Raw genomic sequence first — 12,867 nt, 5'->3', positions numbered from 1 at the left:
TCATCTTGGCGCGACGTAGGGTGACGGCCTGAGCCAGACTACCCCCTTTCGGTAGATTTCCGACGGCAGAACGGTCTGAAATCGAATTCCGCGTGCTCAGCGATCGGTCACCATTTTGGCTCTTATAGCGAAGAGAGCCTTAATGATGAGTAAAGAAGCACAAACGATAGTCACCCTCCTGGATCAGCAGTACGAGCAGCTGCTTGCGGATGCGAGACGCCTGGCCGCAAGCTACATCGAAGCGTCCATGAAGATATACAAAAAGACTGGGGTCAAATCTGTCGTGGCTGCTGTGTCAATCAAGCAAACGAGCCCGAACGCGTACTCGATTTACTGGTGCAGATTGGTGCCATTGCAAGGGCAAAAAAATAATTTCGCACCCCTGACTATTCCTAAAGGCAACGGCAAGTACAAATACCCGGCTTCCTCGTTTGAGTTTGTTAAATTCCCTTACCGTCGCCTCGTTTTACAGGTCGAGGAGCGTCTTGCTGAGATTCGCAGCATCGCCAGCGAGAATCGTCAGCTGCGTCGGACGTTGGTCGCCTATGAGAGGAAGCTATCTCGATATCAGGCGCTCGATCATGGCGATTTCTACTCGGAGGAGTAGGGGCTGAGTGCACTATAAGCAGTTCCGAATGGATCTGAGCCGATTTCAATGCCCGAAAGCTCCGTGTAGCATGGTCTGACGGGGCTTTCTCGTATCAGCAGTGAATTTCGGTGAGACATGCTGCTGCGCTTCGTCAGGAAAGGCGACGGGTACGGGCTATAAGCAGTATAGGGCGCTAAATCTAAGCGCCGTCAACAAGCAGGCCCCTGCAGGCAAGCGGGCGGAGACCATATTTGCTATTAGCAGTCACGCCTACGAACAAGTCAGCCGGCGAACTGTGATGTGTATTAGTAGTGAAGGGCTTCACTTTCATAAAATAATCTTTGGTAGGTGCCGGCCTAGCTGGTACCCGTGTCGCGTAGCGGGTGGTGACGGTAACGCGCTACTCCTCACTGGCTCGCTGCTGTTCGAATGCAATGCGGTTCATCACGCACATGGGGATGGGGTAGCCCTGTATGTGCGTCGTGAGGGCCTCGTTACCTTCGATCACCATGATGCAGGATAGGCCCCTGCGGAAGCGCATTCCTCGTCCGGAGTAGTTGCGCGGGATGATCTCCCAGGATTCGCCGTCGTAGTAACAACCAATGATTTCTGACCAGTGCAATTGAATGCCCGCACCTATGATGCCTACAGGGGTAAGGCAGAAAACTTCTACCTGGGATTCCTGCCCAAGAGGCACAGCGTAAACCCGACCGTTTGGTGCAATAGGTGGGAAGTAATGCCCGATACCGAGGTGACGAAATTCCATGGTGATGCTCCGGGTGGATGAGGTCGCTAGGCACTCTCCGGTAGCTTTCGGAAAACCCAAGATGAGGTGTTGCTTGCGAGTCGGCGGACGAGTTTCAGCGTGTTGGGCAAGCTAGCTCGCCACATGGCGGGTGTGCATGTCGCTGAACTAAACGCTTCGGCGCTCAGGTCACTTTCGCTATGGCGAGGAAACTGCCAGCCCTTCCAGATTCGTTCCATGACCTCATAGACTTGGACGAATAGTGCTTGTCGCAGCGGTAGGATGCCTTGCCGATGGGGTGTGTAAGCGCCCGCTGCCAAGGGGCAGCGGACAATTTTTTGCAGGGATCTGGTCGTTCCGCTGAAGACTCAATCGTCGTCGTGCTTCTTGTCCAGGTGCGCTGCGACCAGATATCCAATTACACCTGTGATAATCAGCGCACTGATGACGGCAAGCACGGCGTATACAAGCAGCTCAAAACCATCCATACCCTGACTCCTTTGATTCGAGGTCTGTCAAGGATAAGGGCGTCTGATGTAGTCCCAAACTGCTGTGATGGCTTAGCGACCGGTAGTGGCAGCTTCCTTTCGCAGGTTAGCTCGGGCACCGACGTATGCATCAGTTTCCCATATACGCAATTTCCCAAGCTCGTAGGCGACGTGATGTCGCGCCTCTAGATCCTCGATATTAGGAGCGCGCCCTCCAAGAATCGGGGCTTCATGACCGGACCACTGCTTGTAAAGCTCACATGCAAACGCTGCTCGGCAATCACAGAAACTCAGCCCATGAAAAAGCAAAATATCCTTGGCAGCAGGTAAGCTGTTCTGCTTCCAGAACCGCCATGTCTGCTTTGTTTGTGGATAGCGATGAACATCTTGGGCGGCGGATGCCGTCTCCAAAACGGCGATCTGCTTTGGCATCGAGATGTTAATTATCCTCTGTGTATACTTCCCTTCTTTGCCGCTTTCCAGGGGAATAAATCCATCCCCCTTGGCTGCCTCTAGAGCCGCTTGGGCGTCGAAGAAAAAAGCTTCACGTATTGATATGCCGAGATGCCGCACTAACATCAACACCACCGCCAGATGCTCTGATACGCGGGCCTGAACATCTTCTACTGCGGCTTCGAACTTCGCTTGATCAAGGCTGTGTGGGGCTGTAATCCGTGCATGGCCAGGAACGCCGATATCAGGCATCACGACATTCCAGTCACCGCTGGTTGCGAGGGCCATAACTGAACTCACTGTCTCAAGAAGGCCCTCCGCGGTCTGCACCGAAAGATTCCCGTGGTACACCTGCGTACAGAGTTCTTCGCCGTATTGCCGCACCAGTTTTTCATTGACGAGCTCCAGGACATCCACCTCATGAGACTCCTTGGCGTAAATACTAAACTGTGCCCACTGATGGTCGTGGATCATTGCCTCGTGTTGACTGAGGAGCCCGCGTCGGACTGCCTCATTGAGGTTCGCCGAACCGGCCCTCGCCAAATCCCGGTCAAAATGTGAGTAGAAACTCTGCTTCATGGTCATTCCTCCGTTCAGCTCGGGTGCTGAGCTGCTAAAAAGAAATGTTGAGCGAGAAAAAATATTCTGAGGTTCGTTTTCGGTCGCTTTCAGCGCCTGAAATTGACGAGGCCGACAATCCGTAAACGGTCGTTTTTGGTACACCTATTCCAGACGAGCTACTGGACTTGGGATTTCCCGTTTTCCTGTCACTTTTCTCGTACCGAAATCAGTGTGAGAAAAACGCATGGGAAAGCGGATTGGATATGCCCGAGTGTCGACTGATGATCAGAACCTCGACCTGCAGCGAGATGCACTTGCTCTGGCTGGGTGCTCAACAGTCTACGAGGAAACCATGAGCGGCAAGTCGGCAGACAGGCCGGAGCTGGGGCATTGCCTCAAAGCTCTGCGTAACGGTGACACTCTGGTTGTCTGGCGACTGGACCGCCTCGGTCGCTCTTTGCCTGACTTGGTTGGGATTGTCAGTAGCTTGGAGCAGGAAGGGGTGGCCTTCGAATCGATAACCGAGCGAATCGAAACCACCAGCGCTGCCGGCAAGCTGATTTTTCACGTGTTCGCTGCCCTGGCTGAGTTTGAGCGCAACCTCATTCGAGAACGAACTCGTGCAGGACTGGCTGCGGCTCGTGCCCGTGGGAGAAAAGGTGGACGCAAGCCTGCGCTCGATGATCGTCAGGTGCGTGAGATACGAGCTCTTCTCAGAGATCCTGAGATACAGGTAACCGATGTTGCCCGACGGTATGGCGTTTCTCGAACAACGCTTTACCGCTACGTCGGTTCGCCGAAATCATCTGCGGTCGTTTAAGTGGTGGTGTTATTTACCGCTGAAGTTGCCCAGATAATTTTTGGGCGCTATGACCTAGCAGGCAAGTGAAGGATGTCTCTGGCGTACTACGTGTGCTGGAGAACCACTGAATACATAGGGAGTTTTCATGTCGATGCTTTTTTCTGTGAAGGGATGCGTTGGTACCTTGCTGTTGGTTGTGATGGTTGGTTGTTCCAGTACCCCGAGGGTCATGTTGCCAGAACCTAAAGATGTTCCTCGCGAGAAATGGTCCGATGCCATGCTGGTCCTGGAAGCCATGCGCATCGATGGTCAGCGCGATATTCCAAGTGAAATGGTTGGGAATGAAGCAGATAACCTGAGCGCGCCGCGGTCTTCGGGAGGCTCAGGAGGTCTAGCGACGGCAGGTTTGGGATACGTGTCACCTCCAACTGGGTTTAGCAGCGCAGGAGCAGCCTCTCTTGGCGTCGGGTTGTTCTTGCTGGGTGGTGGCAGCGCTGGCCCTGTCTATCATTACCAGGTTGCTGCGTGGGTGCCTGAGGAACTCGCGTCTAACCCAAAGGAGGCATCTGCGTTGGTCAGGTCGGCCTGGCTTGATGCGAGAGAGAAATACTTCGGTGGAAAAATCTCAAAGTTGCGTCATGAGCCGGCTAAGTATGCTGACGGATCAGGCAAGAAATACGACAGGCTTGCAGATTTGGCTGCTGGGAATCCCGCGCCGTTCGACGCTCCGGCGAGCGCTGCGCCAGCGTTCATTTCGGCCGAGAAAGCCTACGGCCCGATTTTCCTGACCGATCCCTCAGGCGAGCTATTTGCTGACGCTAGCAGAGCTGATAAGGACGGCATGGATGCGCTGGAGGGTATTGCTCGTCACCTGCCCGAATGGATGTATGCATACTATCCTGGAAGGAATTGGTCTAAGGACTTTCGACCTGCCGCGATTTACAACAAGAACGGCAATCTCTATTTCATTGGGAAGTAGTCGTGGTCGACCTGTGCGACTGGCGTGCCGGGATTTTATCTGAGGAATCAGGCATACAGACTCTCTCGCGAGTCGAAGGCGTTCAATAAAAACGAAGGTGCTCAACACAAGTATTGAGCACCTTCGACGTGCGTTGAGCGCCTTCAGGAAGCGGTGGGAAGCTCCCATGCCCATCCGCCCTGCATACCTGTTTTGTGTGAACGTATACCTAGCTGTTTCTGGGCTCTGCGAAGTGACGCCGAAGAAATGCAACGTTCTTCAGCTAAAGCCATCAACGCATTGATTGCAACAGGCCCAGCTTGCAACGTCTCCTCGAGAAAGCTGCACGCCTCTTGAGTAGCTGATGCTGGTCTTTCGCCGTCCGCTCGCTCGATATCCGCCAAAATAGTTTCAGCACTACCTTCGACGGCCTCTCCCCACCGGATGCAGGTTGTTTCCAACTGCTCGTTTATCACTAAGGGCTCAACGAAGTACTCTATCCCCCCACTATCAATCGAGACGTTGGATTTCGGTCGGACAAGCACTCGCGCTTCGGAATTTTGAGCTTTCCCAGCCACCAGTACCGTGCGAGCAAGCGCTGAGAATGCCTGGCTGCCGATTACGCGATCAGCTACGGATGACTGGGATGTACCTTTGCTCAGGTGAGATATACCGAGGACAGCGCAACAATGCTGCTCTGCGAAATCCACTACCATTTGTAGCCCCTGCCGAACTTCGTTTGCCCGGTGCATATCCCCACGAATGAGATTGATCAGTGGGTCGAAAATCAGCAATGAAACGCCGTCAATCCTTGCGGCTGCTTCATCCAAAAGGGAAAAGTTGGCTGCAGGATCAAACTGTCGTCTGTTCCCACGTTGATCTCTGAGCCCCTCGATAACGTGCACGCGGGTTAGGTCTGCATCTGCAGCCGTAAGGCGGGGAATGATCGTATCAGCGATACCATCCTCGCCGCTCCAGATTACGATGTTGCCTGCTGCCTCACATTTGCTGCCGTCTGGCCAGTCACCACCTCTGCTGAGCGTGGCGGCCAGCGAGATTGCCAGCGTGGTTTTGCCGCATCCACCTGCGCCGGCAAGAATGGATAACTTTGCCTTTGGCAGCCAGCCTGGCCAAATCCACTGGATTTTTTCCGCTGGAATATCGACCGCTGCTGTGAGTTCTATCGTCCAGCCCGGTTGTTGAGGTGTTCGGCGCTGCATTACAGCGCCTCCCTTTGCCGAATCCAAGCCTGGACTTCGCTGTTACGCCAACCGACGCTGGAGCCGCACAAAAGGCGCTGTCGCGGGAAAAGGCCTTCCGATATTTTCCGATAGATCGTTGAACGTTTTAGGCCGACGATTGCTTCGACATCGCGCAAACGAAGAATCTTGTCATCGTCGCCGACGTCGTCAAAGTTGCTAACGTGCTTTGCCATAGGTTTTGAGTCCGAGGTTCTGAAGCGTGGGGCAGCGTCCTCCGGCACTACTGCTAAAAAGGGTAAAAGACGGGTATCGGCTGGCTATATAGCGAGCAGGGGCATTTGCCACACGCATAGGTATATGCGCGTTTCCGAGATTCATGGTCGGTAGCGTCGGAGGTCGTTGTGGGCTACAGAAGTTCTAGGGTACTAAGGCTTCTAGGGACAGAACGGACTGCGAGTGTTCTGACCAGGTACGCAAATCAGCCAAAGGCAGCTGATGCGGCCCGTTCAGCTGATGCGAACGAGGCGAAAGTTTTTAACGTCGTTACCGGGGCGACGTGGCGGCCCGTTGCGGATCGATAGGGAACGCTTGGGACGGACACTATTTAACATGAGAGTGCCGGGCTGGCAATCAGCAGGTGCTCTACCTTGGTCGGGAAAGGGTGGCCCAACCAAGGCAGTAGTGACTGAATGCTTAGTGTTCTATCTGACTCAACTAGTCATCTGTGCCGATATCGAGTTTGGGCAGCGCCTTGACGATTTTCTGAGTTTCCAAGCTGACGGTGACCACGCGCTGGAACAGCTCGAGTGGGTACTTGGGGTTGCCCATGGTTTCCACGGCCCAGTCGTTGGCGTCGTTGACGATGCCGCTGGCCTTGTCGGTACGCACCGCTTGGCGCTCCATCACCCAATCGAGTGCGGCTTTGCCGTTGACGACGTAATCCCACGCCGCTTCAGGAATGCCCTTTAGGGTGATGCGGTGGTTGTAGATGACGGTGGTCTTGTCGCCCTTTTTGGCGAACTTCATCTTCTCCACTCGGTAGTCAGCGGCGGAGAGTGTGCCTTTGGCCTCGATGGTCAGCGGGTAGGGCGCGACGGTTTCGTAGTTCAGGTGAAGGTCGGCCAAAGCGCGCCCAGCCTTACTGAACGCCCAGAAGTCGGCTGCTTCCTTCACTGCCGGAATGCGTGGCAGCTCCTTACTCAGGTTGTCGGCAAAGCGCTCGCGGTAGTCTGGGGAGTGGAGGATGCCGTAGACGTAGTAGAACAGGTCTTCCTTACTGATCTGCTCGTCGGGATAGGCGCTCCGGAAGTGAACCAGACTAGCGTCGGTGATAGCTTCACGGCGGCGCAGGCCGCCTTCAACTGGTTCAGCAAAGAGGTCGTCTGTTGAGGCTTGGGCTGCTTCGTCGTAGAGGTAGAGCGGAAAGCACTGTGAACCTTCAATGTCTATGAAGTGAAGGCTTGGCACATGGCGTGAAATCAAGGCGCTAAAGGCAACTTTCTCGCCAGAAGCAGAAACGCCAATCACCAGATTTCCCGCGCTAGCACTGGGGAAAAGGCGCGGCATCTGTAGCACCATCTCGTTAAAGGCGCGGTTGAAATACAGCCACTGCTTAGTGAATGGTCGGTAAAGACCGGTCACCAAACATTCGCTTTCAAACGTGAACGTGCGACCCTTCCCGAGGTTTTGTTTCAAAGCACGAGACCAACTGATACGTGCCGGATTGACATCAATAAAGTTGTTGACCAGCTCTTGTCGAGCCTTGGTGTCCAGCCCTTTATATGCCGCCTCAAAGCGAGCCACTTCAGAGTTGTAGAAGCCGATCATACTACTCATGTTGACTTCTAGCTTCATACGACTGGCGTTATAGGCCCAAGCGTCGCGTGCAGTCACAACACCAAGCGAGAAACTGTCGAAAAGCTTGATGCCATCATTTTTCTTATCCCCTATAGCAATGAATTGACCAAAACTATCGTCGCGCTGCTTAAGCCAATCGCCATGCTCGTCCGGGGTGATCTGCTGCCATTGCTCAATACCAGCCACGCTGGCGTAGTTTGCAATTTTCTCTAGTTTTTCTTCTCGACTCAGGTAATCGCCGATGTCGTTGAAAAAAATCTGGCCTTGAAACTGTGCGTCTGGATTCTTTACCAGCAGTGAGATGGCGATAGGGGCGCGACTGCCACTGCCGAAGATCTTGCCGCCTTCCTTACGAGAGGTTTCACCGCTGGTTCGCTGGTTACCACGCAGGTGGAACACATAGAGGCTGGAAAACTCATCCGCTAGGCACTTACGTATTCCATCCTGTGAGGCAGCGTCCAAAAAACCTGCGTTGGTCACAAAGCCGATAATGCCAGCATTGCCGATGCGGTCACTGGCCCAGCGAATAGAGCGGATATAACTATCGTAGAGGCCTCTTGAAAGAGTGGCCTCAGAAAGCGCAGCGTAAGTTTCCTCAATGCGGCGATCCAATGCCGGGTAGCTTACGTTCTGGTTGTTATCGTTCTGGCTGCCCTGTCCTATGGAGTACGGTGGGTTACCCACAATCACTCTAATATCGAGCGCCTTCTGCCGCTTACGCCTGGCACTGTTGTCCACCAGCAGTGCCTCTACCAGATCTTCCTTCTCATACATCTGGAAGGTATCGGTCAGGCAGATTCCTTCAAACGGGGTGTACTCGTCGATCACTTCTCCGTGGTAGGCGGCTTCGATATTGATGGCGGCGATGTAGTAGGCCAGGAGTACCAGCTCGTTGGCATGGATCTCGTGCCTGTACTTGTGCGCTAGCTCTTCCGGCTTGATCAGACCCGACTGAATCAAACGGGTGATAAAGGTGCCAGTGCCGGTAAAGGGGTCGATGATGTGAACGCCCTTGCTGCCGAGGGTTTGGTCAAACTCTTTTTGCAGCAGGTGATTGACGCTGTGGAGGATGAAGTCCACCACCTCGACCGGGGTGTAAACGATGCCCAAGCGCTCGGTCATCTTGGGGAAGGCGTTGCGGAAGAACTTGTCGTACAGCTCGACGATGATCTTCTGCTTGCCCTGGGCGTTGTCGATACCGGCAGCACGCTGACGCACGCTGGCGTAGAACTTCTCTAGAGTGTCGGCTTCCTTGGCCAAGTGATGCTCATGTAGCGCGTCCAGCACGCCTTGCATGGCTTTGGACATGGGGTTGTGGCTGGCGAAGCTGTACTCCTCGAACAGCGCATCGAACACCGGCTTGGTTACCAGATGCTGGGCGAGCATTTCGACGATCTCGCCATCGCTGATGCTGTCGTTGAGATCATCGCGCAGCTCAGCAGCGAAGGCCTCGAAAGTCGCTCTCTCTTGGGTATATTCAGGGTTTTCCAAAATGCCCTGGATACGATCGATATGGGTGCGGGCGATCTTGGCGATATCGTTGGCCCAGTCTTCCCAGTGGTGGCGGTTGCCGCACTTGGAGACGATCTTGGCGTAGATGGCCTTCTCGATTTCCCCCACCTCATAGGCCAGCTCGGCCTGCTGGGTCATCTGACCCTCGACATCGTACTTAGTACGTTTCTCACCAATGCCGTACTGCCCTTTGCCTGCCTGGCCGTTGCTGGTGCCGCTAGCTTTCCTGGCCTTTTTCTCGGCCTTGTCGGTGATGGCGATGACTTCCATCTTGCGCGGGTCAGAGCCGATCAGGTCAAGCTTGTTGACCATGGCGTCGAAGCTGTCGTCGTGCGAGCGCAGTGCCTGAAGCACCTGCCAGACCACTTTATAGGTCTGGTTGTCATTGAGCGCTTCGTGGGGCTCCATGCCGGCCGGAATGACGACGGGCAGCACCACGTAGCCGCGCTTTTTACCCGGTGCGTTTCGCATCACCCGGCCCACCGATTGCACCACGTCCACCTGGGAGTTACGCGGGGTGAGGAAGAGCACGGCGTCCAGCGCCGGTACGTCCACACCTTCAGACAGGCAGCGCACGTTGCTGAGGATGCGGCAGGTGTTGGCAGGCGGTTCTTCCTTAAGCCAGGTGAGCTTGGCTTCCTTGGCACTAGCGTTCATGCCGCCATCGACGTGTGCGGCTTCGCAGATGATGCGTGAGGCCTCATCGATGTTTTCTGACTCCTGATAAGCCTCCACCACCGACTGGAACATGCTGGCGATGTTGATCGAGCTGACCTTGTGCTTGGTGCCCTTGTAATTGGGCGAGATGACCTGGCAGAAAGCTACAGCGCGCCTCATGGGCTGATCATCACCCACCAAGTTTTCGGCCAATCCCTGCTTGGCCAGCGCCTTCCAGCAACCGACTATCTTGGCGGCGTCGTCTACCTTGAGCTGGTTGTTCTCGTCCTTCAGCATCTCCTGAAGGCGGCGGCTGATGGTGCTCTCCTCGACGGTGAGTACCAGCACCTTGTAATCGGTGAGCAGGCCGCGCTGAACGGCCTCGGAGAAGTTGATGACGAACAGCTCTTTGCCGTAGAGCGCTTCGTCATCCATCGAGCACAGGGTGACTTCGCCAGACTCGGCCTTGAGCTTGGCGTTGTCACCATAGATGCGCGGCGTAGCGGTCATGTACAGACGTTTGGTGGCGCGGATGTAGTCGGCATCATGAACGCGCACAAAGTTGCTTTCGTCATCGTCGCCAAAGGTGGCACCCGTGGTGCGGTGCGCTTCGTCGCAGATCACCAGATCGAAAGCGGCCAGGCCATGATCAGCCTGGGCGCGGCTGATTACGTCGATGGAGTGATAGGTGGAGAACACCACGCTCATGTGTTCGGCATCGTGGCGCTTGAGCATTTCCGCTGCGAGGCGATCCGCCTTGGTGGTGGCCGGGTAGCGCAGCTCGTGGGTGAACACCTGAACCGCGTCATCCTCTGATTTGCGCTTCTTGCCTACGTCGCTGTCGGAGCAGACGGCAAAGCTGTGGAGCGGGGTTGCGCTTTCCTGCGTCCACTCGGTGAGGGTTTGCGATAGCAGTGACAGGCTGGGCACCAGGAACAATACACGCTTGCCCTTGCCGGCCTGCTGCTCGGCAATTTTCAGGCTGGTGAAGGTCTTGCCGGTGCCGCAGGCCATGATCAGCTTGCCGCGTTCGGCGTCCTTGAGGCCAGCGGCCACGGCATTCAGCGCGGTTTGCTGGTGCTCGCGCAGCTGCTTCTTGGCCTTGAGCGCGACGGCTTGATTGGGCTGGTACTTGGCCCAGTCGATCTGGCTGTCTTCCAGGGCTTGCAGGTCGATCTTACTGACCGGGGGCTGCTGGCCCTGCAACGCGTCCTCGGCGTGCTCGCTCCAGTTGTTGGTAGTGGCTACGATGATGCGGTGCGAGAACGGCGCCTTGCCCGAGGCAGTGAAGAAGCTGTCGATGTCCTTCTTCTGAACGCGGTAATCCACGGCATACAGCTTACACTGGATGGCGTGGTACTCGCCGGTACCTTGGGTGCGCGCCACCAGGTCGATGCCCGCGTCCTTACCGCTAAGGCCCTGCTCCTTCGCCCACTCCGCATATGCCCATACCTTGTCGTACAGGTCGCGGTAGGTGGCTTCGTTGCGGAGGTAAGTGCAAATCAGCTCTTCGAAATAAGTACCTTTTTCGCGTTCGGTGACAGAAGCGCTGCGGTAGGTATTCAGCAAAGCTGATAAGGCTGACATCGGTAGGAATTCCTTTTGGACTGCGCCTGGCGCACTACAGGCGCCAAATCGGCGCAGTTTAGCAATTCAGCCAGTACTGGAGCGATAAGATAGTGCTTGTATTAGCTTGAAGGCTTGCTGGCTGATGGGGGCGCTTGCATTCAGCGTTTTATCGAGTCCAAAAAGTCGGCCCAGATCTGCATCATTTCACGCCGCTCCGGCAAGAAGGTGGTTCGATCGTACGCACGTCCCAGCGGATTTTTTACCGTGTGAGCAAGCTGATGCTCCAGAAGATCGGGGCGAAACCCCAGCACCTCAGCGCCTATGGTTCTCGCTGTCGCACGAAAACCGTGCCCAGTCATTTCGTCGCCGCTGATGTCCATGCGGCGTAACGCGCTGAGTACGGCATTGTTGGACATCGGCCGGTCGCCTCCTCGTGCCGAGGGGAAGGCGTACCGATGTCTGCCGGTGAGTGGTTTCAGCTCGCGCAGAACAGCGATTGCTTGCTGGCTCAGGGGAACCAAATGATCCGGACGATCCTGTTTGGTGGCAGTGAGCCCTTTCATCTTGTGGCCGGGTATCAACCACTCGCCCGCATCCAGATTGACCTCCGACCACTCCATGTGGCGCAGGTCACCGGGTCGGCAGAACAGCAATGGGGCCAGTTTGAGTGCACAACAAACAGGCATTGTTCCCGTGTAGCTATCCAGTGCTTTGAGCAGTGCACCGAGTTTTTCAGGATCGGTCACGGCAGCAAAGTGTTTCACCCGCTTGGCTGGGAGCGTCCGTGAGAGATTCCCTATCTGGTTGGGCGGGGTGATGCCGGCAGCTCCGGCGAACTCAAAAATCTGTTTGTAGATCTGGGCAACACGACGGGCCGTCTCGCGAGCACCGCGCTTGATAATGCGCTGCAGGTTTTCGACCAGCATGGGTGTGCTGATGCTGCTGATTGGGAGTTTTCCCAACCAGGGGTAGGCATTGAGCTCAAGGCGCTGCCGTACCGTGCGGGTGTACTCCGGATCCCAGGTTGACTCGCGAATAGTGAGCCATTGCTTTGCGACCGATTCAAAGGTGTGTTGGTGATCGAGCTGGCTGACCACCTTGGCCATGCGTCTTTGCAGCGAAGGGTCTTGGCCGCCGGCAAGCTGAACGCGTGCATCATCACGCTTGCGTCGGGCCTCCTGCAGGCCGACCTCAGGATAAACACCAAGCGCAAGGCGCTTTTCCTTTCCCAGAAAGCGGTACTTCAAGCGCCAGTAACGGCCTCCGTTGGGTTGCACTTCTAGGTACAACCCCTGTTCGTCGTACAGGCGATACGGCTTGTCCTGGGGCTTGGCGTTGCGGCAGTTGGTGTCTTTCAGGGGCATTGGGGGCACATCCTCTCCGAGCGAGCTGATGAGCGTTTTATGCCCCCATATATGCCCCCGTCAACCGCGGGTTGCCCTGGGATTAGGTGGGAAAGCGTGGGCAATAAAAA

Annotated in this window: 9 protein-coding genes; 3 read left to right on the top strand and 6 right to left on the bottom strand. The window is 55.5% G+C overall.

Features of this window, described 5'->3' with window-relative positions; genetic code table 11:
- Positions 1–142: 142 nt before the first annotated feature.
- Positions 143–607 (top strand): conjugative transfer protein MobI(A/C), encoded by a 465-nt coding sequence (gene mobI / locus DMX12_RS04635; protein ID WP_240523156.1) that lies wholly within the window; start codon positions 143–145, stop codon positions 605–607.
- Between the two features lie 382 nt (positions 608–989).
- On the opposite strand, the gene DMX12_RS04630 is transcribed toward mobI, so the two are convergent.
- Entirely contained in the window at positions 990–1,355 is a 366-nt protein-coding gene (locus tag DMX12_RS04630) for a hypothetical protein (RefSeq protein WP_054881516.1), read from the bottom strand.
- A gap of 539 nt (positions 1,356–1,894) precedes the next feature.
- The gene (locus DMX12_RS04625; RefSeq protein ID WP_054881517.1) at positions 1,895–2,854 is read right to left on the bottom strand and encodes a hypothetical protein; all 960 of its coding nucleotides are present in this window, start codon (positions 2,852–2,854) and stop codon (positions 1,895–1,897) included.
- Positions 2,855–3,080: 226 nt separating this feature from the next.
- Between DMX12_RS04625 and DMX12_RS04620 the strand changes: the two genes are divergently transcribed.
- The gene (locus DMX12_RS04620; RefSeq protein WP_017735523.1) at positions 3,081–3,656 is read left to right on the top strand and encodes a recombinase family protein; all 576 of its coding nucleotides are present in this window, start codon (positions 3,081–3,083) and stop codon (positions 3,654–3,656) included.
- Between the two features lie 127 nt (positions 3,657–3,783).
- Positions 3,784–4,617, top strand: coding sequence for a hypothetical protein (locus DMX12_RS04615; RefSeq protein WP_243704011.1), 834 nt, complete (start codon positions 3,784–3,786; stop codon positions 4,615–4,617).
- Positions 4,618–4,760: 143 nt separating this feature from the next.
- Here the strand turns inward: DMX12_RS04615 and DMX12_RS04610 are convergent, their stop codons facing one another.
- The 4 genes from DMX12_RS04610 to DMX12_RS04595 all read right to left on the bottom strand — a co-directional run bounded on the left by DMX12_RS04610 (position 4,761) and on the right by DMX12_RS04595 (position 12,757).
- Positions 4,761–5,816: an AAA family ATPase gene (locus DMX12_RS04610; RefSeq protein WP_054881518.1), complete on the bottom strand. Its 1,056-nt coding sequence runs from the start codon at positions 5,814–5,816 to the stop codon at positions 4,761–4,763.
- On the bottom strand, positions 5,816–6,031 hold the full coding sequence (locus DMX12_RS04605) for an AlpA family transcriptional regulator (protein ID WP_054881519.1): 216 nt from the start codon (positions 6,029–6,031) through the stop codon (positions 5,816–5,818). The genes DMX12_RS04610 and DMX12_RS04605 overlap by 1 nt, the downstream gene beginning before the upstream one ends.
- A 481-nt stretch (positions 6,032–6,512) precedes the next feature.
- Entirely contained in the window at positions 6,513–11,411 is a 4,899-nt protein-coding gene (locus DMX12_RS04600; RefSeq protein ID WP_110676540.1) for a type ISP restriction/modification enzyme, read from the bottom strand.
- A gap of 140 nt (positions 11,412–11,551) precedes the next feature.
- The gene (locus tag DMX12_RS04595) at positions 11,552–12,757 is read right to left on the bottom strand and encodes an integrase arm-type DNA-binding domain-containing protein (RefSeq protein ID WP_049296426.1); all 1,206 of its coding nucleotides are present in this window, start codon (positions 12,755–12,757) and stop codon (positions 11,552–11,554) included.
- Between the last annotated feature and the right edge of the window lie 110 nt (positions 12,758–12,867).

It is taken from the genome of Pseudomonas sp. MB-090624, assembly GCF_003205245.1.
GTDB classification, from domain to species: Bacteria; Pseudomonadota; Gammaproteobacteria; order Pseudomonadales; family Pseudomonadaceae; genus Aquipseudomonas; species Aquipseudomonas juntendi.
This window is presented reverse-complemented; position numbering and strand designations above follow the sequence as displayed.

What these genes read in the sequence shown, in the direction of transcription:
- DMX12_RS04615 (WP_243704011.1), top strand. Translation starts at nt 3,784, where the DNA reads ATGTCGATGCTTTTTTCTGTGAAGGGATGCGTTGGTACCTTGCTGTTG.
- DMX12_RS04595 (WP_049296426.1), bottom strand. Translation starts at nt 12,757, where the DNA reads ATGCCCCTGAAAGACACCAACTGCCGCAACGCCAAGCCCCAGGACAAG.
- DMX12_RS04600 (WP_110676540.1), bottom strand. Translation starts at nt 11,411, where the DNA reads ATGTCAGCCTTATCAGCTTTGCTGAATACCTACCGCAGCGCTTCTGTC.
- DMX12_RS04610 (WP_054881518.1), bottom strand. Translation starts at nt 5,816, where the DNA reads ATGCAGCGCCGAACACCTCAACAACCGGGCTGGACGATAGAACTCACA.
- DMX12_RS04605 (WP_054881519.1), bottom strand. Translation starts at nt 6,031, where the DNA reads ATGGCAAAGCACGTTAGCAACTTTGACGACGTCGGCGACGATGACAAG.
- DMX12_RS04620 (WP_017735523.1), top strand. Translation starts at nt 3,081, where the DNA reads ATGGGAAAGCGGATTGGATATGCCCGAGTGTCGACTGATGATCAGAAC.
- DMX12_RS04630 (WP_054881516.1), bottom strand. Translation starts at nt 1,355, where the DNA reads ATGGAATTTCGTCACCTCGGTATCGGGCATTACTTCCCACCTATTGCA.
- DMX12_RS04625 (WP_054881517.1), bottom strand. Translation starts at nt 2,854, where the DNA reads ATGAAGCAGAGTTTCTACTCACATTTTGACCGGGATTTGGCGAGGGCC.
- mobI (WP_240523156.1), top strand. Translation starts at nt 143, where the DNA reads ATGATGAGTAAAGAAGCACAAACGATAGTCACCCTCCTGGATCAGCAG.